General features: G+C 72.2%; 22 protein-coding genes and 3 pseudogenes. 13 read left to right on the forward strand and 12 right to left on the reverse strand.

Translation table 11 applies throughout. From position 1 onward, the window contains the following. Nucleotides 1-144: 144 nt before the first annotated feature. A complete protein-coding gene (locus ACWFR1_RS23730) occupies nucleotides 145-288 on the reverse strand; it encodes a hypothetical protein (protein WP_453554362.1) in 144 nt (47 codons plus the stop codon). On the opposite strand from ACWFR1_RS23730, the gene ACWFR1_RS23735 reads away from it, so the two are divergent. Then, nucleotides 227-1,111 carry a DUF389 domain-containing protein gene (locus tag ACWFR1_RS23735; RefSeq protein ID WP_453554247.1) on the forward strand — a complete coding sequence of 295 codons (885 nt, stop codon included), beginning with the start codon at nucleotides 227-229 and terminating at the stop codon, nucleotides 1,109-1,111. The genes ACWFR1_RS23730 and ACWFR1_RS23735 overlap by 62 nt on opposite strands. A 57-nt stretch (nucleotides 1,112-1,168) precedes the next feature. Here the strand turns inward: ACWFR1_RS23735 and ACWFR1_RS23740 are convergent, their stop codons facing one another. The 3 genes from ACWFR1_RS23740 to ACWFR1_RS23750 all read right to left on the reverse strand — a co-directional run bounded on the left by ACWFR1_RS23740 (nucleotide 1,169) and on the right by ACWFR1_RS23750 (nucleotide 4,672). Then, nucleotides 1,169-2,071, reverse strand: coding sequence for a YhjD/YihY/BrkB family envelope integrity protein (locus ACWFR1_RS23740; protein WP_453554249.1), 903 nt, complete (start codon nucleotides 2,069-2,071; stop codon nucleotides 1,169-1,171). Between the two features lie 92 nt (nucleotides 2,072-2,163). Beyond that, a complete protein-coding gene (locus ACWFR1_RS23745) occupies nucleotides 2,164-2,574 on the reverse strand; it encodes an SHOCT domain-containing protein (protein ID WP_453554250.1) in 411 nt (136 codons plus the stop codon). 61 nt (nucleotides 2,575-2,635) lie between these two features. After that, nucleotides 2,636-4,672, reverse strand: coding sequence for a SpoIIE family protein phosphatase (locus tag ACWFR1_RS23750; protein WP_453554252.1), 2,037 nt, complete (start codon nucleotides 4,670-4,672; stop codon nucleotides 2,636-2,638). Nucleotides 4,673-4,970: 298 nt separating this feature from the next. Here ACWFR1_RS23750 and ACWFR1_RS23755 point away from each other — a divergent pair, with 298 nt between their 5' ends. From ACWFR1_RS23755 to pyrF, 3 genes are all read left to right on the forward strand, one after another. Further along, nucleotides 4,971-5,165: a hypothetical protein gene (locus ACWFR1_RS23755; RefSeq protein ID WP_453554254.1), complete on the forward strand. Its 195-nt coding sequence runs from the start codon at nucleotides 4,971-4,973 to the stop codon at nucleotides 5,163-5,165. 116 nt (nucleotides 5,166-5,281) lie between these two features. Further along, a complete protein-coding gene (locus tag ACWFR1_RS23760) occupies nucleotides 5,282-5,962 on the forward strand; it encodes a DUF5701 family protein (RefSeq protein ID WP_453554256.1) in 681 nt (226 codons plus the stop codon). A 132-nt stretch (nucleotides 5,963-6,094) separates the two neighbouring features. After that, nucleotides 6,095-6,793 (forward strand): orotidine-5'-phosphate decarboxylase, encoded by a 699-nt coding sequence (gene pyrF / locus ACWFR1_RS23765; protein ID WP_453554258.1) that lies wholly within the window; start codon nucleotides 6,095-6,097, stop codon nucleotides 6,791-6,793. A 20-nt stretch (nucleotides 6,794-6,813) separates the two neighbouring features. Here the strand turns inward: pyrF and ACWFR1_RS23770 are convergent. Beyond that, a pseudogene (locus ACWFR1_RS23770) lies at nucleotides 6,814-7,284 on the reverse strand (transposase). Between the two features lie 52 nt (nucleotides 7,285-7,336). Then, nucleotides 7,337-7,930 carry a hypothetical protein gene (locus tag ACWFR1_RS23775; protein WP_453554259.1) on the reverse strand — a complete coding sequence of 198 codons (594 nt, stop codon included), beginning with the start codon at nucleotides 7,928-7,930 and terminating at the stop codon, nucleotides 7,337-7,339. A gap of 144 nt (nucleotides 7,931-8,074) precedes the next feature. Between ACWFR1_RS23775 and ACWFR1_RS23780 the strand changes: the two genes are divergently transcribed. Beyond that, nucleotides 8,075-9,094, forward strand: a complete 1,020-nt coding sequence (locus tag ACWFR1_RS23780) for a hypothetical protein (RefSeq protein WP_453554261.1) — start codon at nucleotides 8,075-8,077, stop codon at nucleotides 9,092-9,094. Between the two features lie 470 nt (nucleotides 9,095-9,564). On the opposite strand, the gene ACWFR1_RS23785 is transcribed toward ACWFR1_RS23780, so the two are convergent. Further along, the gene (locus ACWFR1_RS23785) at nucleotides 9,565-10,977 is read right to left on the reverse strand and encodes an amidase (protein ID WP_453554262.1); all 1,413 of its coding nucleotides are present in this window, start codon (nucleotides 10,975-10,977) and stop codon (nucleotides 9,565-9,567) included. A gap of 74 nt (nucleotides 10,978-11,051) precedes the next feature. Beyond that, nucleotides 11,052-11,291, reverse strand: a pseudogene (locus ACWFR1_RS23790) (hypothetical protein); the annotation flags it as partial. A 125-nt stretch (nucleotides 11,292-11,416) separates the two neighbouring features. On the opposite strand from ACWFR1_RS23790, the gene ACWFR1_RS23795 reads away from it, so the two are divergent. From ACWFR1_RS23795 to ACWFR1_RS23805, 3 genes are all read left to right on the forward strand, one after another. Next, nucleotides 11,417-11,839 (forward strand): hypothetical protein, encoded by a 423-nt coding sequence (locus tag ACWFR1_RS23795; RefSeq protein WP_453554264.1) that lies wholly within the window; start codon nucleotides 11,417-11,419, stop codon nucleotides 11,837-11,839. A gap of 218 nt (nucleotides 11,840-12,057) precedes the next feature. Continuing rightward, a complete protein-coding gene (locus ACWFR1_RS23800; protein WP_453554356.1) occupies nucleotides 12,058-12,684 on the forward strand; it encodes an RNA polymerase sigma factor in 627 nt (208 codons plus the stop codon). After that, nucleotides 12,681-13,745 carry a CU044_5270 family protein gene (locus tag ACWFR1_RS23805; protein WP_453554266.1) on the forward strand — a complete coding sequence of 355 codons (1,065 nt, stop codon included), beginning with the start codon at nucleotides 12,681-12,683 and terminating at the stop codon, nucleotides 13,743-13,745. The genes ACWFR1_RS23800 and ACWFR1_RS23805 overlap by 4 nt, the downstream gene beginning before the upstream one ends. Before the next feature lie 97 nt (nucleotides 13,746-13,842). On the opposite strand, the gene ACWFR1_RS23810 is transcribed toward ACWFR1_RS23805, so the two are convergent. Continuing rightward, on the reverse strand, nucleotides 13,843-15,063 hold the full coding sequence (locus tag ACWFR1_RS23810; RefSeq protein WP_453554268.1) for a saccharopine dehydrogenase family protein: 1,221 nt from the start codon (nucleotides 15,061-15,063) through the stop codon (nucleotides 13,843-13,845). A gap of 118 nt (nucleotides 15,064-15,181) precedes the next feature. Here ACWFR1_RS23810 and ACWFR1_RS23815 point away from each other — a divergent pair, with 118 nt between their 5' ends. Then, entirely contained in the window at nucleotides 15,182-15,877 is a 696-nt protein-coding gene (locus ACWFR1_RS23815; protein ID WP_453554270.1) for a TetR/AcrR family transcriptional regulator, read from the forward strand. A gap of 116 nt (nucleotides 15,878-15,993) precedes the next feature. On the opposite strand, the gene ACWFR1_RS23820 is transcribed toward ACWFR1_RS23815, so the two are convergent. The 3 genes from ACWFR1_RS23820 to ACWFR1_RS23830 form a co-directional block, all read right to left on the reverse strand. Next, a complete protein-coding gene (locus ACWFR1_RS23820; protein ID WP_453554272.1) occupies nucleotides 15,994-16,377 on the reverse strand; it encodes a nuclear transport factor 2 family protein in 384 nt (127 codons plus the stop codon). A gap of 102 nt (nucleotides 16,378-16,479) precedes the next feature. Continuing rightward, nucleotides 16,480-18,555 carry an NAD-dependent DNA ligase LigA gene (gene ligA / locus ACWFR1_RS23825; RefSeq protein ID WP_453554274.1) on the reverse strand — a complete coding sequence of 692 codons (2,076 nt, stop codon included), beginning with the start codon at nucleotides 18,553-18,555 and terminating at the stop codon, nucleotides 16,480-16,482. Nucleotides 18,556-18,601: 46 nt separating this feature from the next. Beyond that, nucleotides 18,602-19,159, reverse strand: coding sequence for a TetR/AcrR family transcriptional regulator (locus tag ACWFR1_RS23830; RefSeq protein WP_453554276.1), 558 nt, complete (start codon nucleotides 19,157-19,159; stop codon nucleotides 18,602-18,604). 168 nt (nucleotides 19,160-19,327) lie between these two features. On the opposite strand from ACWFR1_RS23830, the gene ACWFR1_RS23835 reads away from it, so the two are divergent. From ACWFR1_RS23835 to ACWFR1_RS23850, 4 genes and pseudogenes are all read left to right on the forward strand, one after another. Beyond that, nucleotides 19,328-20,311 carry an oxidoreductase gene (locus ACWFR1_RS23835; protein ID WP_453554278.1) on the forward strand — a complete coding sequence of 328 codons (984 nt, stop codon included), beginning with the start codon at nucleotides 19,328-19,330 and terminating at the stop codon, nucleotides 20,309-20,311. Nucleotides 20,312-20,458: 147 nt separating this feature from the next. Continuing rightward, nucleotides 20,459-21,886: a rifampin monooxygenase gene (gene rox, locus ACWFR1_RS23840; protein WP_453554358.1), complete on the forward strand. Its 1,428-nt coding sequence runs from the start codon at nucleotides 20,459-20,461 to the stop codon at nucleotides 21,884-21,886. A 315-nt stretch (nucleotides 21,887-22,201) separates the two neighbouring features. Continuing rightward, nucleotides 22,202-22,831: a response regulator transcription factor gene (locus tag ACWFR1_RS23845; protein ID WP_453554280.1), complete on the forward strand. Its 630-nt coding sequence runs from the start codon at nucleotides 22,202-22,204 to the stop codon at nucleotides 22,829-22,831. Then, a pseudogene (locus tag ACWFR1_RS23850) lies at nucleotides 22,831-23,383 on the forward strand (DUF4255 domain-containing protein); the annotation flags it as partial. The gene ACWFR1_RS23845 and the pseudogene ACWFR1_RS23850, both read left to right, overlap by 1 nt. Between the last annotated feature and the right edge of the window lie 975 nt (nucleotides 23,384-24,358).

Genomic DNA, 24,358 nt, shown 5'->3' on the forward strand with positions numbered 1-24,358 from the left:
CCAAAGATCACTTCGCCCCGGATCATTCCTTTTGTCGCATGCTTGACGGGCCTGCGGAATCGGGCAACTGACGACTCGAAGGACGGGGATCCATGGCAGGTGTGGACGCGAGCGCGGCTCGGCGCATGACCGACGCCCTCTTCATTAAAGGGCCTGGCGCAGTCGGAGTTCGACGCGGTTCTGGGTCCTGCTGGTACTGGCGGCGGTCATCGCCGGCGCCGGCGTGGTGGGCGACTCGACGGCGACGGTGATCGGCGCGATGATCGTCGCCCCGCTGATGACGCCCATCCTCGGCAGCGCGCTCTCGCTGGTCCTGGCCGACCGGGAGCATCTCGTACGCAGCGCCCTCCTCGTCCTCGGCGGAGCGGCGGCGGTCGTGCTCATCGGGATGCTGCTGGGCTGGATCGTCTCGCCACCGGACGCGTTCGCGTCCAACAGCCAGGTGTCCTCACGCATCAGCCCCCGGCTGATCGACCTCCTCGCCGCGCTGGCGACGGGCACCGTCGGGGCGATCGCGCTCGTGCGGACGGACATCTCCGACACGCTTCCCGGTGTCGCGATCGCGATCTCCCTCGTACCGCCGCTCGCCGTGACCGGTCTGCTGATCAGCGTCCAGCGCTACCACGACGCCGGAGAGTCCGCGCTGCTGTTCGCCACCAACGTCGCCGCCATCGTCGCCACCGGCACCGTCGTCTTCCTGGCGTACGGAGTCCGCACGGGGGCGCGCGAGGCCGCCATGACCGTGGGCGAGTTCCGCGGGGCGACCCTCTTCGCCGTCGGCGCCGTCCTGCTCCTCATCGCGGTGCCGCTCACCACGGGGACCCTGTCGGTCGCCCGCGACCAGGCCCTGGCGGCGGACGCCGGGCCCGTCGCGGACCGGTGGGCCGCCGACAGGAGCTGGCAGATCGCCTCGGTCGAGGCCCGTAACGGCATCGTCGTGATCGGGGCCCTCGGCCTGCCGCCGCAGCCCGCCCCCACGGCCCTGCGCGCGGCGCTCGACCGCAACGGCATGCGCGACGCCGACCTCGAACTCCACCTCGTCGGCGGCCGCACCCACTGGTGTCCGGCGGATCGAACCACGTGCACGACCCGCGAGTCCGGGCGGAGCTGAGGGTGTTCGACGGCCGGGTGCCGGCATCCCTCCTGAACGGGACGCCGGCACCGGCCCTCACGGCACCAACGGACCCGTGGCCGACCGATGAACGGCGTCTCCACCCTCCTCCACGGCCGCGGGCGCGACGCTCCCTTCGCGCATCACGTATCTGTTCAGCGGCGGCTCCCCCGCGACGACGGCACCGATGGTGACCGCGAAGGTGACCGCGCCGCACACCACGATCAGCCACGACAGCATGACGAGCACGAGGCCGAAGGCGCCGTACTCCCCCATGGCCCTGTCGACCGCGCCCGGCACGTAGAGCCGGGCCGTCAGGCCGAGCGTGGTCGTGGCGGTGGCGGCCAGCAGCGCCCCGGGCAGGAGCGCCAGCCAGGCGACGCGCTTGGCGAGGAGCAGGTGCTGGGTCCACAGCCAGACGCCGGTGGCCACCAGGAAGGTGAGGGCGACACCTACCAGGGCGCCGGCGCCGAAGCCGTTCCGGATCGGACCCTGGAACACGACGACCAGAAGCAGGACGAGGAGCCAGACCACCCAGCGCCAGGCCGCGATCCGGGTCCTGGCCCTCGGCAGCCGCCATGCACGCTCGCAGACGCGGGCCATGGCCCGGCTGAAGCTCGTCGCCGACACCAGGGCGACCACCGCCCCGACCAGGCCGGTCGTCTCACGCAGCTCGTCGCCGGCCGAGGAGTACAGCACTTGCTGGAACTGCTCGTCGGACTCCCCGCTGAGGCCGAACATCGCGCGGAGGGACTCGCTCAGCTGGTCGCGGACGCCGTGCGGGGCGAAGGCCGCGAAGGCGAAGAGGAGGGGGACCGAGGCCAGGAACGCCTGTGCGGCAAGCCTGGTCCCCGCGTCCAGGAGGTTCGCGGACAGCAGCCGGCCGGTGAGCTCGGTCAGCACGGGGAAGCGCTGCTCGGCGCCGGTCCGCAGACGCTCGAGCCGCTGCCTCCACTCCATGCCGCCTCCTGCCCCTCTCCGCCGGCCTTCGCCGTCGACCCTCTGCCTACCGTCGCCGTCCGCTTCGGTCCCGCCCTCCGCTTCGGTCCCCGTCAGGTCAAGAGCTTCGCCTTTGCCTTCTGGAACTCCTCCTCGGTGAGCGCCCCGCGCTCCCTCAGGTCGGCGAGCCGGGCGAGTTCGTCGGCTCCGCCGCCGGCGGAGCCGGACCCGCCCGAGGAGCCGGACGCCGACTTGCGGATGTAGTCCTGGAACGCCGCCTCGGCCTCCCTGGCGCGCGCCGTCTCCCGCTGGGTCATGCCGGTCCCGCGCACGATGACGTAGACGAGGACGCCGATGAAGGGAAGGAGCAGACAGAGGATCAGCCAGCCCGCCTTGCCCCAGCCGCTCAGCTCGTGGTCCCGGAAGATGTCCGAGATGATCTTGAACAGCAGGAACAGCCACATGATCCAGAGGAAGAACCAGAGCATGGTCCAGAAGAGGTTGAGCAAGGGGTAGTCGTCCATCGCCGTCTCCGTCCCGAGGACCGATCTTGGCCGTTTCGGGAAGTATCTGCGGTATATGGCATTACGGCGACTCGGACGGGTCGACGCGGAAGGCGATCATCGCCGTGTCGTCGCGATGGTCGGAGAGGCTCTGGAGTTCGTGCAGCAGTCCTGGCAGCACCGCCCCCCGGTGACGGGCCGCCGCACGGGCCAGTCGCCGCTGTCCGTCGGTGAGCGAGGCCGCGGGGGTCTCGACGAGGCCGTCGGTGTAGAGCAGGAGGGTGTCCCCCGTGTCCAGGACCCGGGTGTGGGTGCCGCGCGGGACGCCGAGGTCGACGCAGAGCGGCAGGTCCGCCTCCGTACCGTTGAGGAAGACCGGGTCGCCGCGGGCCGGGATCAGCAGGGGCGGCGGGTGCCCGGCGTTCGACCAGCTCAAGGACCACCGGTGGTCCGGCAGTCGGCGCAGCTGGGTGTGGACGGCCGTCGCGAAGGGCGCCGCGCCCAGGCCCTCCGCCACCTCGTCGAACCGGACGAGCACGTCCGCCGGGGAGACGCCGGGCTCGCGGCTGTAGGCCAGGGCGCGGAGCATGTTGCGCATCTGGGTCATCGCGGTGGCGGCGGCGAGGTCGTGTCCGACGACGTCGCCGACGTCGAGGACGAGCGTGCCGTCGGGCAGGACGAACGCGTCGTACCAGTCGCCGCCGATCTCGTTGGCCGAGCTGGCCGGCTGGTAGGAGGCGGCCAGGCGCGCCCCGCCGACGGCGGGCGGCCGGGTGAGCTGGGCGCGCTGGAGGGCGAGCGCGGTGCGCCGGGCGCGCTGGAGGTCCAGCGCCTTGCGGATGGGCTGCTGGGCGTGGTGGAGGACCTCGCGCAGCAGGTCCGTCTCGGTCGGGCCGAGGGGCGGGGAGTCGCCGTTGGTGCTGGTGGCCGCGTATCCGAGGACGGTGTCGTCGACGACCAGCGGGATGAGGGTGACGCTCGTGGCTCCCGAGGCGGCGAGCCACCGCTCCGTGACGGTCGGCACGAGCTCGGACGGGACGGGGCCGTCTGCGGGGATGTCGAAGGTACGGGGGACTCGGAGCTCCAGGACCTCGCGGACCGTCCGGGTGACGGTGACGCTCTGCCCGAGCAGGGCCGGCGGCGCCGGCAGTCCGGGACGGGTGGCGGAGGCGACCCGCCGGGCGGTGACACGGGCGTGCTCGGGCAGCGGCCACTCCTCGTGGGAGAGCAGGAGGATGAGGCAGGCGTCGGTCAGTTCGGGGACGACGATCTTCACCACCTCGCCGAAGGCCTCCCCCAGGCTCTGCCCCGTGACGGTCGCGACCTGGGCGAGGAGCCGTTCCCGCAGCTGCGCGCGCCAGGTGTCCTCGATGTCGACGGTGGCGGCGATCCACTCCGCGACGCGGCCCTCCCGCACGACGGGCACGCCGCGCGTGGACAGGTGGCGGTACGAGCCGTCGGCGGCCCGCACGCGGAACGTGCACTGGAAGACGCCGCCGGCGCCGCGCGTCGCGCTGTCGCGCCAGCCGGCGCTGAGCCTGTCGCGGTCGCGGGGGTGGATGTGCGTGTACCAGCCCTCGTCGGCGCGCGGATGCCAGGGGATGCCGGTCAGCCGTTCCCAACCGGGGACGATCTCCTCCATGGTCCCGTCGGCGTGCATGACCCACACCATCACCGACACGGCGGAGACCAGGGCGCGGTAGCGCTGCAGGGCGAAGGTCTCGGCGGTGGTGTCCATCGCCACCACGAGGATGCCGTCGCCCTGGGCGGTGGTCACGGGGCTGCAGGAGTACACGAAGTACCGCGCCTGTGAGGGGGCTCCGCGGTCGGGCTCGCGCGCGCCGGTGACCTGCCGGGCCCGCCCGGTGGCCCGTACCTCGTCCAGGACCGACAGGAACCGCCCGCCGTCGGGATCCGCGAACGCCTCCCGGGCGAGCAGGCCCGGCCGCCGGGCGCCGAACATCCTCGTGAAGGCGGAGTTGGTGTAGAGGAGGCGGCTCTCGGGGCCCGCGAGCAGCGCGACGGCGGCGACGGCACCGTCGAAGACGGTCGGGTCCAGGGGCGGCTCGGGGCTCGTCCCGGGGCCACCGGGGCTCGCCTCGGATCCGCCGGGACTCATCGCGGATCCACCTGGGCGCGTCCCGGTTCCGTCGTCACGGCTTCAGCCTGCTGGAGCGTCGGCGGACCGGCGAGGCGGGTCCAACCAATCGAGTGACCGCTCCCGGGACGGCGGACCGGGGACGTACCGCGGAATCAGCGGCGTACGGCAGAGCCGGGAGCACGGCAGAATCACCGACGGGTCTGCCGCCCGTGGACGGCGTCCGTGACTACACCTTCACCGACCGCCCGTGGCTGGCCACGGACCCGGTCCTGTCGCCGTGGGAGCCGACGGACCTCGGCGTGGTGCAGACCGGCGCGTGGATCCGACCGAGCTCGGCATCGGCGCGGCACACGACGGTCCGGCCCCGAGCGCCGAGTCCGTGGCGGCCGCGCTGCGGACGGCCCTGGCTCCCGAGACGCGTGCCCTGGCGTCAGCCGTGGCCGCCGCGATGGTCCGTCCGGGCGGGACGACGGTGGCGGCCAAGCTGCTGCGGGAGCTCGTGGGCCGGTAAGTGCCGTGCGGGGGCCGGGGGAAGGAGCGACGGTCCGAGGCCGCGGCGGGGAACATTCCCGGAGGCCGCCCCGTTGACCTTTCGTCCACCGCTCCGCACCTTGCCAGAGGAGTACCTTGCCCGACACTTCGTCCACCGACGTCTCGTCCACCGCCGCCCTGCCTTCGCTCCCGCCGCTCGCCGCGCAGGCCGAGCGTCTGATCGAGCTCGGGGTGCACGAGATCGCCGGGGTGTCCGCCGACGCGCTGCGGTCGTTCGCCGCCGATGCCTCCGGCGGCGAGCACGACGGTGACGCTCTGCTCGCCGTCCACCCGGACCGTGCCCCGGCCTCCGCGCTCGCCCCGCTGCTCCTTCGCGACGGCAAGCCCGGTTTCGTCGTGGTCGACATGCCTGACGTCGACGACTTCGCGCCGTACGACATCGAGCTCCCCGACGCGCCCTTCTACCTGGTCTCCGGCGTCGACCGCGGCGACCGCCTGGCCAACTGGAGCCCGGAGGAGGCGCTGCCCGCCCTCGTCAAGGACGCCCGCTCCCCGTTCGTCCTCACCGAGGGCATCCACTGGGTGCTCCAGCAGCCGGCCGCCCTCGAACGGAACCGCTGCTTCATGACCATCGGCTCCCGGCTGCGCAAGCCGAAGGGCGCCCTGGACGCCCGTACGCCGGCGATCTGGATCAGCAACGGCACGGGCCGGGACGGCCGCGAGCGGCGCAACGCCCCGAAGGTCGGCTGGTGCTGGTGGGGCAACCGCCACACCTGGCTGGGCTTCGCCTCGACCACGGGCCGAACCTCCCTGTAGGCGCGCGAAGCGCGCGCCAGTGCTGCGACCGGAAACGTTCATGGTGTCGCGAGGGTCCTGTTCCAGGGTGGTCCAGGCGAGCGAGAACGGGGCGGTGCGAAGCGGTCGACGGCGCGAGATCACAATGGCGTCATGAACACGACCCGTCAGATCATCGTCGCGCTGGACTGCGACAGCCTCCCAGCCGCTCAAGCTGTCGTCGATCAGCTCGGCAACGAGTGCCGCTTCTACAAGGTCGGCCTGGAACTCCTCACCGCGGTCGGGCCCCAGTTCGTGGAACACCTCGTTGCCCAGGGCAATGAGGTGTTCCTGGACCTCAAACTCTTCGAGATCCCGAACTCCGTCGCCGGTGCGGTCCGCGCGGCAGGCGCACTCGGCGTCTCCATGGTGACTGTGCACAGTATGGGCGGGACGGGGATCCTGGCCGCCGCGGTCGATGCGGCCCGCGACTATCCCGACCTTCGCGTCCTTGCCCTCACCGTCGTCACCAGCATGACCGACGCCGACCTCGCCGATATCGGAGTTGCCGACCCCACCGATAGTCAGGTGCTGCGGTTGGCCGGCCTGGCCGAGCGGGCCGGATGCCACGGCGTGATCGCCTCACCGCGGGAAGTCTCAGCCCTGCGCACGGCGTTGGGGAGCGACGCCCTGATCGTCACCCCTGGAGTCGCCTTGCCCGGCGAGTCCGCTGCCGAGCATGCTCGTCCCGGCACACCGAGGGCCGCCGTCGCGGACGGGGCCTCACATGTGGTCATGGGCCGCACGGTCACGCGCGCGCCGGATCCGCTGGCCGCGTTTCGCCGTGTCCGCGCCAGCCTGTCTGCTTCGTAGCAGACGTCACAGGTCGGTAGTCAGGCCGCCGCGGCGAGTGGGCGTACGCCCCAGCGGAGGCCCTTCTCGCTGCGGATCCGTGCCCGTTCGCGGCGTTGGGCGGCCAGCACGTCGGGGTGGCGGGCGTTCTGGTTGCGCCAGCGCAGGTAGGTGGGGGTGAAGCACAGCTCGACCCGGTTCTTCTCGCCCAGCGCCGGATGGTGTCGCCCCTGTGGACGGAGAGGTTGTCCAGGATGACGTTAGATCTCCGCGCCGTCCGGGCGGGCCGCGCGGATCGACTTCAGTGCGGCCAGGGTGTTCGCGGCACCCTTCTTGCGGCGGTTGACGCCCCACAGCTTGCCGTCGCCGATCGAGTAGCAGCCATGGAAGTAGCGCACCAGACCGATCTCGTTGAACCGGTGGATCACGTCCCGGATGGTGTCCTCGTCGGCCTGCACCATCTTCGCGATCACCAGCACCCGGTTCCCGCCGGCCGAGGCCGGCAGCATCATCGCCCGCCGGTAGCGCACCCATCCGGCCAACGTTCCCGGTCAGAGCACTAGTCTAGCCGACGGACACCACCCGGTCGGGTCGTCCGTCCTGGGCGATGGTGACGTGGTGGGCCACGCCTCCCGCGGTGGTCATGCGGATCCGGTCGGGAGCCGTCCACACGGCCTCGCTGAGTACGTTGTCCTCGGAGTCGCCGTTGAAGCACCCGACGCTCCAGCGGCGTTCCCGTGGCGGGTCGCCCTGATGGACGTGGACACACCACACCGGGTCCAGGGAGCTTCTGTCGGTCGTCACCGTCAGTCGGCGGTCACCGCGGCCGGGGGCCGGCTCGGTCCTCAGCGTCTCCTCCGAGCCACCGAACACGGCCGAGGCCCAGCCTCCGATGAGCAGTGTCGGGACTCCGATGACGAGCAGCATGGTGACCAGGGGCACGCGCAGCGAGGACTTCACCGGTCCCAGGAGGATCGCCCCGGTCAGTGCGGCCAGGGCCAGCCATCCCAGCAGAAGCACGTACTCGCGGAGCCGGACGAGCAGGATCAGCGCACCGTCCTCTCCCGACTCGAGGCCGGCCACGGCCGCGGCGCCGAGGACGACTCCCACGGTCAGCAGCAGGAAGGCCGACGGTCTGCGACAGCGCGTGACGTTCATGATCCCCCGAACGATGTGGATCACGCAGCCTACGGGGGACGGCCGGGTAGAGGCCAGAGGTACGGAACGCGGTTCTGAGCGGCGGGGTACTGAACCCGCCCGTGGGCTCGGCGGGTTGTCAGTGCGGCCTTCTATATTGACGCCATGAAGATCACCAAGCGGACACTTGCCGAGGCCTGGCAGCTGACGGCCTCGCGACACCCCCTGCTCGACGAGGTCGCGCTGCCGCCCGTGGCGTTCTCGGAGGACGAGCTGGAGGAGTGCGCCGAGGAGGACCCGGAGGAAGGCCTGTGCCTGCTCCTTGACGAGGACGGCACGGTGCACGGCCATCACGGTCCCTACCGGGAGGTCTTCGCCACCCGTGACCTCGACCAGGCGCTCTACCTCATCGCCGAGGCCGCGGTGCGGAAGCAAGGCGGCAGCGTCGAGGAGGTGGCCGGCGCGCTGGACCGGATCGATCCGGTGTGGGGCGGACGGTTCCGCAGTGGCGGTCTGGACGGCACGGGGACGGTCGAGGCGTGCGGGCGCGACCCGCTGGAGGGGCTCGCCTGGATAGCCGGGTCCTGGCGGAATCAGGATCCGTACACGACGCTCGCCTTCTACCGCGCGGAGCCGGGGCGCACCGTCGACGCCGAGCGGCTGGCCCTGCTGTACGGTGCCGATCCCGCGCAGGTCTCGGCCGGTACGCGTCTGAAGGACCTCCAGGCCCAGGACAACGGCCGGGCCTACTGGGACCGTCAGTGGAAGAGCTGCTGTTACGGGCAGGCGGGCGAGTGGACGTTCCTGCTGCACCACGAGACGCCGCCGGGGGCCTTCGCTGACAAGGAGGCGTACGCGGCGCTCGGGATCCGGGAGAGCGTGTGGCTGACCGCCACCGCCGCGAAGGCCATCTACACCTTCGACTACGTGCGGGACGGCCACCGCGTCGACGACGACTGGGGCCTGCTGGAGCTGATCTGGTACGAGCGCGGCCGCGCCCCCTACTGGCGCGGCGGCGAGCTGGACTTCCTCAACCGGGCCGTGCGTCGCGCCGAGCTGGACCACCCCGAGGTGACCAGTACGTTCGAGCTGTACTTCCACGCCTTGGAGGAGTCCCTCGGCCTGCGTCTGCCGCGCCGGGACTTCGCGGAGGGAGAGGTGCGGGCCGCGTACTGGGCCGAGTAGCGGCCCGGGGTACGCGGAGCGGGCGGGGCGCGGGAGTACGCCCCCGGACCCGGCTCACGACCCACTGCTGTCAGCCGTCACCGAGCTGATCCGCCCCGCTCCCACCGGACCTTCCTCTACACTGCCAGACATACCGCCCCGGTGGACTCCCCCGTACTACCGGGGCGGTTCTGCGTCCAAAACCACCGCCCGCGCTCCGTCCCCCGCCCGTGCAGCCCCTTCGGCGTGGGCCGCGACGAACGCGGCGAAGCGGTCCAGGGCCTCGTCCACGTCGTCCGGGTCGACGGCACTGCACGACAGACGCAGGCAGCGGAGGGGGACCGTGCTGCCGTAGAAGTGGTGGAGCGGGGTCCACAGGACGCGGTGGTCGCGGCCCGCCGACAGGAGAAGCGGCGGTCGCCGATCCGGGCGCCTCCGGGCCGGAGCCCGTCCGGCGCGTCGGGGTCGGACAGGCCTGGGGTCCCCCGGGGTCACGCGTCCTGGACGCGCCGGAAGGGCCGGTCCGCTTCCAGGGCGAACGCGACTTCCAGCAACGTCCGTTCACTGCCGGGACGGCCGGAGAACATGACGCCGATGGGCAGGCCGTCCTCCGTCGCCTCGGCGGAGGGCAGGGAGATCGACGGCGTGCCGACGACGTTGTCGACGGGGGTGAACGCGACGTACGCGAGGATCCGCTCGATCAGGGTCGGGTAGGGAACGGCCGGGCTCAGACGGCCGATCGGCGGCGTCGTGTGGGCGAGCACCGGGGAGAGGACGAGGTCGAGTCCGCGGAACCCGGCCGCGTACGCCTCCTTCGTCCGCTTGAGCCTCCGCACCACGCCCGGAGTGCCCCGCCAGTTCTTCAGGTACTCCTCGCGCAGGCCGCGGCTGAGGCCGTCCATGCGGTTCCGGTCGAAGTCCCGGCCGAGGGTCCGGCCCGAGGTGCCGATGAGGAACGACAACAGCCCCCAGTAGGTGAGGAAGTCGTCGGTGAAGCGCGGATCGATGGCCAACTCCACCGGCTGCACGCTGTGTCCGAGCCGTTCGAGCCGCGCCACGGTGTCCGTGACGGCCTGTCGTGTGGCGGCGTCGGAGGGGACACCGCTCGGCGAGTCCCGCAGGAACCCGATGCGCAGCCGTCGTTCCGACGGGCCTTCGACGAGGCCGAGGGGCGGCAGCTTCGGGTTGCGCCAGTACCTCTCGGTGTCGGCGAGGAAGGCGGCGGTGTCCCGTACCGATCGGCTCACGATGCCGTCGGAGACGAGGTCCAGGGGCAGTTGACGACTCTGGGCGTTCGGGACGACCCTGCCGCGGGTCGGCTTGAGACCGACGAGTCCGCAGCAGGCGGCGGGAATGCGGATGGAACCGCCGCCATCGTTGGCGTGGGCGATGGGCACGGCCCCGGCGGCGACGAGCGCCGCGCTGCCGCCGGACGAACCACCCGCCGAGTACGCGGTGTTCCACGGGTTGCGCACGGGCTCGGCGCCCTCGAACTCCGTGGTCGGGCTGAAGCCGAACTCGGGCAGCCGGGTCTTGCCCAGCACCGTGACGCCGCTGCTCAGGAACTGCCGGGTGAAGGGAGCGTGTCGGCGCGCGGCGCGCGGGGTGAAGGCCGCGCTGCCGTGACCGGTGGGCAGTCCCACGTAGTCGGTGTTGTCCTTGACGAAGGTCGGCACCCCGGCGAAGGCGCCGCCCGCCCAGGCGGCGGGCACCGGAGCGGCGACGTGCGCCTGGACCGCGTGGAGTGCATCGACCGCCCGGACCCGTTCGGCCGCGTCCCGGGCGACCTCGGCCGCGCTGACCTCGCCCCGCCGGATCGCGGCGGCGAGACCGACGGCGTCGTGCTCCCCCAGCGCGTCGTCTCGGAAGGCGTGCACCGTGGTCCGTCCCTCGAAAGTCGTCACCGCTACCTCAGCCCCCGGCCGTACGAATGGTTGTCCCACCATCATCGCCTACCAGCAAGTAACACGCGAGGGGATCAACGGGCCTTGTTCGAAGGGACGGAGGGTCGGGGACGGGGTACGGGGTCAGCGGCATTCGTGGTCGTCCTGCCTCCGCCCGCGCGAGCGGGGTCAGGCGAGCGTCGGGTAGCCGTGTAGCCCGTCTCGCCGCCGACGTACATCAGGTGCGCGTCCCGGATCGGGTTGAGGGGGGCGCCGGCCCGCACCCGGGCGACCAGGTCGGGATTGGCCAGGAAGGAACGGCCCAGGGCGATCAGGAGCCGGCGACCGATGGGGGACCGCCGCGGCCCGGGCACTGCGCTCCCACACCTCCTTCGCCGCCGGAGACCTGAGGGCCGCGCGGGAGGACGGTCTCGACGCCGCCGAGCGGCACCTGCGGACGATGCGCGACGCGTACCCGTCGTCGACCGCGGGCAAGCACCTGATCCATGTGGAGCTCGGCTTCGTCGCCGCGCTCCGCGGCCGGGTGGCGGAGGCCTCCGCGTATGAGGCGCGCGGTCTCGAGTTCGCCGAGCTGCTGGCGGACCCGCGGGCGCTCGCGCTCTCCCTCGAAGGCGTCGCGGGCGTCGCCGCGGCCGCCGGCGGCACACCGCAGCTCGCCCGTGCCGCCCTGCTCCTCGGCGCGGCCGACGCGGCCCGGCGGAGCGTCGGGGCACCGCTCCCGGAGGCCGAGGGCGCGGACGTACGCCGTATCGGCGCGGTGGCCATGGCGGCGCTCGGCGAGGCGGCGTACACCACCGCGTTCCACGAGGGTGCGGCCATGCCGCTCACGGACGCGGTGCGCACGGCGGCCGCCGGATTCTGACGCCGGACCGACGCGGGCCGGGTCGCCGCCGCAGGCCACCTCGGCGTTGCGGCTCCGGATCGGCGCCGGTCGGCCCGGACCGACATCGCGCCGGGACCGGCATCGCGGGCTCCGGACCCGCGTCGGTGTCGCCGCCCTCGTACACACCGAGATCGTTGTGGCGTGCGTCACGTTCCGGGAACCCGTTCGGGGCGGTCGGACAGTCCGGTGATATGGAGATGAGTGTGCGTGCCCGAATACGAGCGGGAGACTCCGATGCGTTCGGGTCTCTCTTCGACGACTACGCCCGGGCGGTGCACAACCACGCCTTCCGGCTGACCGGGGAATGGTCCGCGGCCGAGGACGTGTTGTCGCTGACGTTCCTGGAGGCCTGGAGGCTTCGGGCGTCGGTGGAGCCGGACGGCGGGTCCCTGCGGCCCTGGCTGCTCGGGATCGCCACCAACGTCGTGAGGAACACCCGCCGGGCCGCCCGGCGGCACGAGGCTGCCCTGAACCGCCTGCCCCGCGAGGAGGTGTTCCCCGACTTCGCCGAGGAGCTGGTCGGCCGGATCGACGACGCCGGCCGGGTGGCGGTGCTGCAGGCGGCGCTGTCGCGGCTGCGGCGTCCCGAGCGCGAGGTGGTCGCCCTCTGCGTCTGGTCGGACCTGGACTACGCGGCCGCGGCCAAGGCGCTGGACATCCCGGTGGGCACGGTCCGCTCGCGTCTGTCCCGTGCCCGCAAGAAGCTCCACAAGTACGCCGGAACCGACCTCACGTCAGGGAACGGGAACTCGGATCCGGGCCGCGGACAGATAGATGGTGACCGCGTCCCCGCGGTCCGGCCCACCCAGGAGGAAGCCCGATGAGCACCACCCCGTCCCGGCCCACCCCGGCCGAACGCGAGGAGTTCGCCCGGCTGTTGCCGGTCCCTGCCGAGCGGGACCGGCCCGGCCGCCACCACCAGGCCCTCAAGGACCAGCTGCTGCGCGAGTTCCGGCAGGACACCGCTCCCGCCGCCCCCGCCGTCAAGCCCCGCTTCAACGCCCGCCGACTGACCATTGCCGCCGTCCCGCTCGCCGCAGGCGCCCTGGCCGTCACGCTGGCGACGAGCGGTCAGGTCGACCCGCGGCCCGGCGCCGGCACGAACGCCGCCGTGGCCCCCGGCTCGGACAGGAAGACGGCGGAGGCGACGCCGGCGGCGGTGCTGCTGGACCGCATCGCCACCGTCGCCGCCTCGAAGCCCGCGCCCGCCCCCCGAGACAACCAGTTCATCTATGTCGCCAGCACCGTCGCCTGGTCCGGCCAGGGCGTCGACGAAACCGTCCTGCGGCTGGACACCCCTCACAGCCGCAAGGTCTGGCTGTCGGTCGACGGAAGCAGGGTCGGCCTCCTCCGCGAACGGGGCAAGAACATCCCGCTGGCCGACGACGTCGACAAGAGCGGCCGGCCCGTCAAAACCGTCGGCAAGCCCGCGTCCTACCTCAGCCCCCAGACATACCGCTACCTGGAGTCGTTGCCCACCGACCCCGACACGCTCCTCAAGAAGATCTACGACGAGACGCGGGGCCAGGGGCAGGGTCCGGATCAGCAGGCGTTCGTGACGATCGGCGAACTGCTGCGCGAGCAGCTCGCTGCGCCGAAGGTGAGTGCCGCGCTGTACAAGGCCGCGGCCGGGATCCCCGGTGTCACGGTCGTCGAGGACGCCGTCGACGCGGCCGGTCGCCACGGTGTCGCCGTCGCCCGTGTCCACAACGGTGAGCGGACCGAGTGGATCTTCGACAGGAACACCCTGGAGTTCCTCGGCGAGCGGGGCGTCATGGTCGAGGACAGGCCGTGGGCGAAGTCCGGCCAGGTCACCGCCACGACCGCCGTGCTGTCCCGCGGTGTCACGGACAAGACCGGCGAGGTCCCCGGCCGCACCGGCTGATCACCGCGCACGGAGGCGTACCGGTGGATGTTCCCTCCATCTGAGGGCGGCGTGGCCGACGTGGCCGCGCCGCCCTCTCGTCGCGAGCGGACGGCGGTCACTGCTCGCGCCGGCCCCAGGGGGATCCGTACGCGGTGAGCAGGTCCAGGAAGGGGCGCGGGGCGAAGGCCTCGGGGCCGAGGACACCCGCCCCGGACCACGCCCCGGTGGCCAGCAGTTCCAGGGCGACGACCGGGTTGATCGCGGTCTGCCAGACGACGGCCTGGCAACCGTACTCGCGCATCGACCACTCGTTGTCGACCACGTGGTACAGGTAGACCTCGCGCGGCTCTCCGTCCTTGACGCCCTTGACCCACGTGCCCGCGCAGGTCTTGCCGGTCATCCGGTCGCCCAGGGTCGCCGGGTCCGGAAGGACGGCCGCCACGACGTCGCGGGGCGAGACCTCCGCCGGGCCGCTGCTCGTCGCCACGGTGACGGGGGCGGTGCTGTCGAGGCCCAGCGCGCGCAGGGTCTTGAGCTTGCCGATGAAGTCCTCGCCGAGGCCGTACTTGAACGTGACCCGCGCCGCGTCGATCCAGCGCGGTACGAGCAGGACCTCCTCGTGTTCGACGTTCACGCACTCCACCGGGCCGATGCCCTCGGGGAAGTCGAAGACCTCGGGCTCGCTGAACGGCTCGGTGGTGAACCAGCCGCGCCCAGCCTCGTAGACGACCGGAGGGTTGAGGCACTCCTCGATGGTCGTCCAGATGTTGAAGGACGGCGCGAAGTCGTACCCCTCGACCGTCAGGTCGGCACCGTCACGGATGCCGATCTCCTCGATCTCGTCGAAGAGTTCGTCCGCGGCGTAGCGGGCGAAGACGTCGGACATGCCGGGCTCGACGCCCATGCCGACCAGGGCGAGCAGACCGGCCTTCTCCCAGCGCTCGGCCTGCTCGAACTGGGCGTCGCCCAGCTTGACCCCGCACAGCTCGTACGGGCGGTCGGGGTGCGGGCGCGACAGCGACATCGCCATGTCCAGGTAGTGGGCGCCGGCCGCGGCGGCGGCCTGGAACAGCGGCAGGACGAAGCGCGGGTCGGTGGCGTTGAGGAGGACGTCACAGCGCTGCTCCGTGAGGAGTGCGGCGACCGCGTCCTCGTCGGAGGCGTCCGTGCGGCAGGCGCTGAACCTGGTCTCGCCGTCGCCCAGAGCGGCGACGGCCGCCTCGGCGCGGGCGAGGTCGTAGTCGGCGACGACCATGTGGTCGAAGAACGGACGGCGGGCCGCGATCCGGGTGATCGCGGTGCCCACGCCACCGGCGCCGACGAGCAGTACACGCATGACAGGAATCTCCCTCTCCGAGGCGGTGACCTCTGGTGGAGACGATGAAACCCCCGCGCCCTCGCTAACGTCCATGGCGTTGGCATAAGGTGCCCGAGCGGCGGGAAGGAGCCAGGCCATGGGGAAGCAGGTGGTGCCGGAGTCGGCGCGCAGACGGCGGCGGCCGACGAAGAACGGCGCGGTGCTGTCGGAGCGGCTGATCGTGGAGACGGCGCTGCGGATGCTGGCCGAGCACGGTGGCGAGGGGCTCACGGCCCGGCGTCTCGGGCTCGCGCTGGGCGCCGATCCCAGCACCTTGTACCGGTACTTCGCCGGGATGGACGACCTGACGCTGGCGATCGGCGCGGAGCTCATCGGGCGGGCCCTGGACGGCTGGACGCCCAGCGGCGACTGGCGCGACGACCTGCGCCGCCTGGGTCTGCGCATCCACGGCGCCTATCTGGCGCATCCCCAGGCGGCCGTGCTCACCGCCAGCCGTGTCACCGGGCGGGACCAGGAGACGGCGGTGGACGAGGCGATCCTCGCCGTGCTGCGCACCGCCGGCTTCCCCGATCCGGACGCGGTACGGATCTACCACGCCTTCATCGACCAGAGCCTCGCCTTCGCCGCCCTGGACGCGGCCTCTCTGGCCCTGCCCGCGGCCGCCCGCGCGGCCGACGAGCGCATGTGGGAATCGACCTACGCCCGACTGTCGGCCGACTCCCACCCGAACATCGCCGCCACGGCGGGTCTGCTGGCCGCCCGGATGAACCACAGCGCCTACCCGACGGCGCTGGAGATGCTCCTGGAGAGCGCGGCGGCCCAGCTCGCCTGACTACCGCCGCACTGCCTCTATCGCCTCTACTGCCTTACCGCCTTGCTGCATTGTTGCCTTGCTTGTCATACCGCCTTGCTGCCTTGCTGCCTTGCTTGTCTTACCGCCCTGCTGCCTCACGCGTCCGGGACCGGCGTGGCCTGGTGGTAGTACATCCGCCACCCGGAGTCGTCGTCCGTCTTCCGCCAGATCGAGCTCCTGCGGGCTCGCCTGCCGTCGATCACGGTCTCGAACGTCAGGTGCACGATGCCCGGCGCCAACACGGTGCCGGTCATCTCGGTGGGCACGTACCGCGGGCCGTCGTCGGCCGCACCCTGCATGACCGGCAGCGCCGCGACCATCGACTCGTAGTCCCATCTACGCCCCGAGGCACCGACCTCCACGAACTCCGGATCGAGGAGTTCCTCGGCCAATGCCCTGGAGGACCGCACGCCCGGACTCAGCAGCTGCAGCTCTCGCTCGATCACCTCGGCGACGACGCTTTCCCTGTACACGTTCATGGGGGCATCCTGCCTACCTGACCTGGGCGTTCGCAAGCGAGATTGAGACCGACGCAACCTGCCGGAACGCCGGAACGCCGAAGGAACCAGCGCCCGCCCCGCTCAGTCGAGATAGGCGGCCGTGAGCGCGGCGAAGGCCTCCGGGGTGAGGACCTCCACGCCGAGCTCCTCGGCCTTGACGGCCTTCGAACTCGGCTTGCCGTTCGCGGACGGCGCGGCGACCAAGTACGTGGTCTTGGAGTTGACGCCGCTGCCCAGGCGCCCGCCCGCCTTCTCGATCAGCGCGCCCATCTCGGAGCGTCCCCAGCCGTCGAGCGGACCGGTCATCTTCCCCGTCACGACGACGGTGCTGCCGGTCAGCGGCCCGTCCTCGGCTTCCTCGGACGTCTCCTGCCGCGGCTCGGTCATGCCGACGCCGGCCGCGATGAGCTTGTCGATCACCGGGGCGAGTGCGGCGACCTGTTCGACGATGACGGGAGCCTTCTCCGGGCCGATGCCTTCGACGTCCTGCAGGACGTCCGCGTCGGCCGCTCGGATGGCCTCCATCGTGCCGAAGTGCTCGGCGATGCGCCGGGACATGCGGCGGCCGGTGCCCGGGATGCCGAGCGCGCAGAAGACGCGGCTGAGGGGACGGGACTTGGCGAGCCGGATCTGCTCGGCCAGCTTCGCGCCGCGCTTGGCGCTGCCGGAGGCGGCGGTGAGCAGCTCCTCGGTGAGGGTGAACAGGTCGGCGACGTCGCGGACGTCTCCGGAGGCGATGAGCGCGTCGACGTACTTCCTGCCGAGGCCGTCGATGTCGAGGATGTCGCGCCCGGCGACGTACTCGATGAGCGGCGCGAGCGCGCAGGCGGTGCCCTTGGCGCAGCGCCACCGCTCCTGGCTCTTGTCGACGGCTCCGCCGCAGTTCGGGCACTGCTCGGGCAGGGGCACCGGCGTGGCGCCCGCCGGGCGGAGCTCGACGACGGCCGCCTCGACGCGCGGGATGATGTCGCCGGCCTTGTGGACGGTGACGGTGTCGCCGAGGTGGAGGTCGCGGCGCAGGATGTCGGCCGGGTTGTGCAGGGTCGCGCGGGTGACCGTGGATCCGTCGAGCTCCACCGGGTCGAGGATCGCGGTGGGCGCGAGCACGCCCGTACGGCCCACGTCCCAGATGACGTCCTTCAGCACCGTCTGCCGCTCGACCGCCGGGAGCTTGTAGGCGATGGCCCAGTACGGGAAGCGGCTGCCGGAGCCGACCGCCGCCTGCTCGTCGGCGCTGTCGGCCTTGATGACGACGCCGTCGATGCCGAAGGGCAGTCCGGCGCGGAGCGCCGCGATCGCGTCGACCTTCTCCTGCGCCTCGTCGAGGGTCGCGACCACGTGCAGTCCGGCCGGGGTGTCCGCCGTCGTCCCGACGCCGGCCCGCGCCACCACCGCCAGCGTCTCGGCGTGGGTGGCCCCGGCGGGGAGGAACGCCTCGCCGTCGAGGTCGACCGCGCCGTACGCCCAGAACGTCATGGCCAGCCGGTAGGGGCGGTCCTTGGCCCGCAGGGTGCCCGCCGCGCCGTTGCGCGGGTTCGCGAAGACTGCGCCGCCGTGCGCGGTGCGCACCTGGTTGGCCTCCTCGAACTGCTCCTGGGTGAAGAGGACTTCGCCACGGGCCTCGAAGGTGGCGGGTACGGGCAGCTGCTCGGGCAGGCCCACGACGGTGCCGATGACGTGGCTGACGTCCTCGCCGCGGGCGCCGTCGCCCCGGGTGATGATCTGGACCAGTCGTCCGTCGCGGTAGCGGGCGGCGACGGCCGCGCCGTCCATCTTCGGTTCGACAGTGAACCCTCCCGTCGGCTCGTGGCCCAGGCGGCGGCGGAGCGACGCTCCCCAGGCCGTGAGCTCCTCGGGCGCGAAGACGTTGTCCAGGCTCAGGAGGCGTGTGGTGTGCGCGATGTCGCCGGTGGGGGCGGCGCCGTCCGCGACCTGGTCGGTGGGCGAGTCCGGCACGACGGCGTCGGGGTGCGCCTCCTCCCAGGCCTTCACGGCCAGCCGCAGCCGGTCGTACGTGACGTCGTCCATGAGGCTGTAGCCCGCGCCGTAGTACGTGCGGGACGCCTCGCGCAGGTGGTCGAGAGCGACCTCGTACGCGGCACGGTCGGACGTGCTGGACATGCGGAACAACGCCTCATCGGCGGAAAGGATCGTCATGGGGAACATCCTTGCCCATGGCACTGACAACGCCCGTGACGCGACATCAGTCCGCCGGCGGGGCGGGAGTGCGTGCGGCGGCGAGGGCCCCGTGCACGGCGCGGTCCGCGGCCGCCGCGTCGACCGGTTCGCCGGTGAACACGAGCCGGAAGTAGAGGGGCGCGGCGAGGTTCTTGAGGAGTTCGGCCGGGTCGGTGTCCGCGGGCAGCTCACTCCGCTCGACGGCTCGGGTGACGACGGGCTCCGCACGGCGGAACCGATCGTCGAAGAGGGCCCGCTTGACCTCGGCGAGCTGCGGCACGCGCACGGCGTCCGAGAGGACGGCGGCCAGGAGGGCGTTCCCTGCCGGTGTGGTCATGGCGGCGGCGAGGGAGCGGGCCAGCGCGCGCAGGTCGCCCTCCACCGTCCCGGTGTCGGGGATCGGGATCTCTCCGGCGAAGTGCTCGGCCAGCGATTCGGCGACGAGGCCGGCGGTGTCCTTCCAGTTCCGGTAGATCGTCGTCTTGTGCACGCCGGCCCGCTGGGCGACTCGCTCGACGGTCAGTGCGGCGTAGCCGGTCGCCGCCAGTTCCTCGATGACCGCCTCCCGTACGGCGGCGCGCATCCTGCTGCCCCTCCCGGGGGTGGGAGTGCGTCCCGAGGGCGACCCGACGGGCTCCATTGCAACTCCTAGTTGCGTTGATGTTGCGTTGACGGTGGTGACTGCGACAGGATCAGCGTATCGCAACTTCTAGTTGCAATAGCGTCGGCCCTTTCATGAATCGAGGCTCCTTTGAACCACGACTCCCGGGCAGCAGCCCGACCGTCACGGAACGCGGACTGGTCGCCGGACGCCATCCCCGACCAGACGGGACGCCTGGCCGTCGTCACCGGCGCCAACAGCGGCATCGGATACGCCACCGCCCGTCGGCTCGCCGTCGGCGGCGCCCATGTCGTCCTGGCCTGCCGCAGCCCTGAGCGCGGCCGGGACGCGCTGGAGCGGCTGCGCGGCGAGGTGCCCGGCGCGCGCGCCGAACTGCGGCTCCTCGACCTCGCCGACCTGGCGTCCGTACGCGGCTTCGCCGAGGGCTGGGACCACGACCGCCTCGACCTCCTGGTCAACAACGCCGGGATCGCCATGGTCCCGTTCTCCCGAACCACCGACGGCTTCGAGTCGCAGTTCGGCGTCAACCATCTCGGCACCTTCGCCCTCACCGGCCTCCTCCTGCCCCACCTGCTGGCCGCCCCCGCACCACGCGTCGTCACCGTCAGCAGCGAGGGACAGCGGTTCGCCCGCTTCGACATGACCAACCTCAACGCCGAGCGCCGCTACCGGGCCGCATTCGCCTACGTGCAGTCCAAGCGAGCCAACCTCTACTTCGCGATGGAGCTCCAGCGCAGGGCCGACGCCGTGGGGCAGCGGCTGCGCAGCATGGCGGTCGCCCCCGGACTCACCCGCTCCAACGTCCTCACCGGCGGGGCCAACGGGGCACGGGGGCGGGCGTACGGGTTCCTCACGGGGCTGCTCCTGCGCGTCGCGTTCCGCCCCACCGCCGACGGGGCCAAGACCTCGCTGTACGCCTCGACCGTGCCCGAACTGCCGGGCGGGAGTTACGTCGTGCCCGACGGACCGCTCCAACTCCGGGGCGAGCCCGTCCTCCGCGGCCGCGAACGCGCCATCCGGGACTCCGCCACGGCGGACCGGCTGTGGGCTCTCTCGGAGCGGCTCACCGGTGTGCGCTACGTGTGGCCGGGCGAAGTACCGTCCGCCGTCTGACCAGTTGCCGCACATGACGAAGGCAAGGAGGTTCTCCCGCTCCTTGCCATGGTCAAGATATAGCGCACGGGGGGACTTGCGACAAGGCCACGGGTATGACGCAGAATCAGCGGCCTAAGCCACGACCTGCGGAAATGGACATTCATGATGCACGACGTAATCATCGCCGGCGGCGGACCGACCGGACTGATGCTGGCCGCCGAACTGCGGCTGCACGGTGTACGGGCCGTCGTGCTGGAGAAGTTGACCGAGCCGACCCGGCAGCAGCGTGCGCGCGGCATACACGTGCGCAGCGTCGAGGTGATGGACCAGCGCGGTCTGCTCGACCGGTTCCGCGCGGCCGGCGAGTCGTTCTCCGTCGGCTCCCTGTTCTCCGCTATCGTCAAACCGTGGCCGGAGCAGGCCGACACCGCGCATCCGTACGGTCTCCTGCTCCCCCAGACCGTGACCGAACGGCTGCTGGCCGAGCACGCCGTCGAGCTCGGCGTCGAGATCCGGCGGGACTGCGAACTGGTCGGGCTCGGCCAGGACGAGGACGGCGTGACCGCCGAACTCGCCGACGGGACCACGCTGCGGGCCCGCTATCTCGTCGGCTGCGACGGCGGCCGCAGCACGGTGCGCAAGCTGCTCGGCGTCGGATTCCCCGGCGAACCGGCCCAGCACGAGACGCTGCTCGGCGAGATGGAGCTCGCCGAGGACCCCGCGACGGTGGCCGTGGTGACGGCGGAGATCCGCGAGACCAACGTCCGCTTCGGCACCATCCCCAACCCGGACGGTACGTACCGCGTCATCGTGCCCGCCGCGGACGTGAGCGAGGACCGCCCGGCCACTCCGACCATGGAGGAGTTCACGCAGCGGCTCCGGGAGGTCGCCGGCACCGACTTCGGCGCGCACTCACCGCACTGGCTCTCCCGGTTCGGCGACGCCAGCCGCCTGGCGGAGCGCTACCGGGTCGGCCGGGTGCTCCTCGCCGGCGACGCGGCCCACATCCACCCGCCGACCGGTGGGCAGGGCCTCAACCTCGGTGTGCAGGACGCGTTCAACCTCGGCTGGAAGCTGGCCGCCGAGGTCAACGGCTGGGCACCGGAAGGGCTGTTGGACACGTATCACGACGAACGGCACCCGGAGGGCGAGCGCGTCCTGACCAGCACCCTCGCGCAGGGCGTGCTCCTGGAGGACGCCCCCGGCCCGAAGGCGCTGCGGGAACTGTTCTCGAAGCTCCTGGACTTCGAGGAGGTCAACCGGTACCTGACCGAGTCGATCACCGCGATCGGTGTCCGCTACGACTTCGGCGAGGGCCACGAACTGCTCGGCCGCCGTCTGCGGGACCTGGAGCTGAAGCAGGGCCGTCTGTACGCGCTGATGCACGCCGGTCGCGGGCTGCTGCTCGACCGGACCGGCCGGCTCTCGGTGGAGGGTTGGGGCGACCGGGTCGACCATGTCGTCGACGCCGCGGAGGAACTCGACGTACCCGCCGTGCTGCTCCGGCCGGACGGCCACGTGGCCTGGGTCGGCGACGACCAGAAGGACCTGCTCGGCCACCTGGCGAAGTGGTTCGGCGTCGCGGCCGGTTGATCGTGAAGGCCGCGGTGTGAGCGTGACGCGAGCCACACGGCGGAGGGGAGGCCCCGGGACGGGGGGGTCGGATGAACGGCAGCGGAACGCTAGCGCGACGTGAGCACCGCTGAGGAAGCTGGGAGGGACCACGGTGGCCGAGGAGTCGGCCGCCGACCAGCAGAACACAGGGGGCCCCACCATGCGCGCCGACCAGCGGCCGCGAGACACCCGCATGCCCGATTTAGTCGCCGAGCCCGGGCGCACGACCACGCCCGGACCGTCGCGGCGAGTGGGAAAGGGCTGGTAGCCGGAGTGCTCAACTCGCGGGTGACAGTGACCGTCCACGCATCCGATCCGCTCAGCAGGGCCGGGCTCATCAGCCACCCGCGGCACCAGCCGACCGTCGACTTCGTCCCCGAGCAGGACGACGGGAGCCGGGACTCCCCGGCGGTGGCGGTGATGCTCGCCCACCGGATCGACGAACCCACCACGGCCGAGCTGCGGCGGCTGCTGCGCGGCAGGGACCAGCGCATCGTCCTCGTCGCGCGGGAGCTGCGCGAGCCCGACCTGCTCACGGTGGTCGAGTACGGGGTGCGCGCCATCATCTGGCGGCACCAGGCCACCGAGCAGCGGCTGCTGAGCGCCGTGCACAGCGCGGCCCGCGGCGAGGGCGAGCTGCCGCCGGACCTGGTCAGCCGACTGCTGAACCAGGTAGGCCGGCTGCAGAGGGCGACCACGGCGGGGTCGAACACCGGCGGGGCGGTGCCGCTCTTCGGGATGGCGCCGCGCGAGGTGGACGTCCTGCGGCTGCTCGCCGAGGGCCTGGACACCCGGCAGATCAGCGAGAAGCTCGCGTACTCCGAGCGCACCGTCAAGAACATCCTGCACGCGCTGATGACGCGTCTCCAGCTCACCAACCGCGCGCATGCCGTCGCATACGCGCTCCGCGAAGGCTACATCTGATGATCCATGAGATCGATGAGGCGCTGCGTCGGCTGCTCGCGCCCGCCGTCACGGGCGACATCGCCTTCGACGCGCCGACCCGGGACTGGACGGCGCGCCGTAACTCCCCCACGTTGAACGCCTATTTGTACGACATCCGGGAGGACGTGGCCCGGCGGGAGCGCGGTGCCTACGCCGAGCGGGACGCCCACGGGGTCGTGACGCGCAGGCGCCAACCGCCCCGGTGGTTCAGGCTCTCGTACCTGGTGACCGCGTGGACGGCCCGGCCGGAGGACGAACACCGGTTGCTCTCGGGCGCGCTGGCGCTGCTGCTCCCCCATGAGGTGTTGAGCGGGGACGCCGGTGCCGGAGTCGGTTCGGGCGATCGCCGCGCCCCTTCCGCTCTCCGTCGCGGTGCCGCCGGCGGAGTCGCGGTCGCTGGCGGACATCTGGTCGGCGCTCGGCGGCGAGCTCAAGCCGTCCCTCGACGTCGTGGTCAGCACGCCGTTCCCGGTCACGCCGGTGTACGAGGTGGCGCCGCCGGTCACGGTGGGCGCGGAGCTCGTCGTGCGTTCGCGGAGCGAGCGGTGCGCCGTCAGCCAGGCGTCGACCGTCGTGCGGTCGCCGTCGCGTGCGAGGCGGCTCAGGACGGCGAGGCCCCGCTCGGACGGCACATGTCCGAGGACGGCGGCCGCCCGGGGGCCGACGGAGGCGACGACGTCCCAGGCCTCTTCGCGGTCGTGGCGGAGCAGCGCGTGGAGCGCCGGGCGCCAGGCGTCCCAGTCGGCGAGCCGGCCGGCGTACCCCTCCTGCCACGCGTCGAGCACCCGGAGCGTCTCGTCGTCCGTGAGGGCGTCCCGGTGCTCCAGGGAGGTCACGAAGCGGGCGGCGGTGGCCGGATCCAGCGGGTCGCGCAGTCGGTCGTGCAGCCAGGCGGCCTCGGCGGCGGTCAACGGCCGGTAGCGGTAGGGCAGTCGGGAGCGGTCGACCGGTTCGTCGAGCGCGGCGAGGAACTGGCGCACCCCGGTCTGGTCCGCCGGGTCGGGTAGTCCCGCATCGTCCCGGAGTGTCACCCGGTCCAGCCGGAAGGCGCCCTGCGGACCTCCGTCGACGACGCGGAAGCCGGCCGGGCCGTCCCCGAGACCGGCGGCGACGGCCGCGTGGGCACCGCCCCAGTACAGCATCAGCTCGCCCGTCAGCGCGCCGGAGCGGTCGAAGGCCTGGTGCGCCTGCCAGTGCCAGTACGCGAAGGAGGTGCCGTCGGCGAGCCCGCGCACGGCGAGCAGCTCGGCCGCGTCCTCGTGCCCGTCGGACTGGGTGTAGCGGCTCCGGTTCGGCGGCGGAAGCACGACGAACCCGTCCCCGCCGAGCGTCTTCCACCAGGCTCTCACCCTGTCGAGGTCCGTGCGCCCCTTCACCGGAGACGGGGGAACGGCGTCAGGCGCGGGAGTGGTGTCGGGCGCGGCGGCGTCACGGGGGCCGGTCATGCGGTGCTCCTCGAAGGGTCGGTCCGGGTGGCGGCTGTGATCAGGCGGTGCAGCCGACCCA

This window comes from Streptomyces sp. NPDC055103, assembly GCF_053607625.1.

Bases quoted from the DNA above. Each gene is read 5' to 3' on its own strand.
- ACWFR1_RS23780 (WP_453554261.1), top strand. From the start codon at position 8,075: ATGAAGATCACCAAGCGGACACTTGCCGAGGCCTGGCAGCTGACGGCC.
- ACWFR1_RS23730 (WP_453554362.1), bottom strand. From the start codon at position 288: ATGGGCGTCATCAGCGGGGCGACGATCATCGCGCCGATCACCGTCGCC.
- ACWFR1_RS23820 (WP_453554272.1), bottom strand. From the start codon at position 16,377: ATGAACGTGTACAGGGAAAGCGTCGTCGCCGAGGTGATCGAGCGAGAG.
- pyrF (WP_453554258.1), top strand. From the start codon at position 6,095: ATGAACACGACCCGTCAGATCATCGTCGCGCTGGACTGCGACAGCCTC.
- ACWFR1_RS23795 (WP_453554264.1), top strand. From the start codon at position 11,417: ATGCGCGACGCGTACCCGTCGTCGACCGCGGGCAAGCACCTGATCCAT.
- ACWFR1_RS23775 (WP_453554259.1), bottom strand. From the start codon at position 7,930: ATGAACGTCACGCGCTGTCGCAGACCGTCGGCCTTCCTGCTGCTGACC.
- ACWFR1_RS23830 (WP_453554276.1), bottom strand. From the start codon at position 19,159: ATGCGCGCCGCCGTACGGGAGGCGGTCATCGAGGAACTGGCGGCGACC.
- ACWFR1_RS23740 (WP_453554249.1), bottom strand. From the start codon at position 2,071: ATGGAGTGGAGGCAGCGGCTCGAGCGTCTGCGGACCGGCGCCGAGCAG.
- ligA (WP_453554274.1), bottom strand. From the start codon at position 18,555: ATGACGATCCTTTCCGCCGATGAGGCGTTGTTCCGCATGTCCAGCACG.
- ACWFR1_RS23815 (WP_453554270.1), top strand. From the start codon at position 15,182: ATGGGGAAGCAGGTGGTGCCGGAGTCGGCGCGCAGACGGCGGCGGCCG.
- ACWFR1_RS23810 (WP_453554268.1), bottom strand. From the start codon at position 15,063: ATGCGTGTACTGCTCGTCGGCGCCGGTGGCGTGGGCACCGCGATCACC.
- ACWFR1_RS23750 (WP_453554252.1), bottom strand. From the start codon at position 4,672: ATGAGTCCCGGCGGATCCGAGGCGAGCCCCGGTGGCCCCGGGACGAGC.
- ACWFR1_RS23745 (WP_453554250.1), bottom strand. From the start codon at position 2,574: ATGGACGACTACCCCTTGCTCAACCTCTTCTGGACCATGCTCTGGTTC.
- rox (WP_453554358.1), top strand. From the start codon at position 20,459: ATGCACGACGTAATCATCGCCGGCGGCGGACCGACCGGACTGATGCTG.
- ACWFR1_RS23800 (WP_453554356.1), top strand. From the start codon at position 12,058: ATGAGTGTGCGTGCCCGAATACGAGCGGGAGACTCCGATGCGTTCGGG.
- ACWFR1_RS23805 (WP_453554266.1), top strand. From the start codon at position 12,681: ATGAGCACCACCCCGTCCCGGCCCACCCCGGCCGAACGCGAGGAGTTC.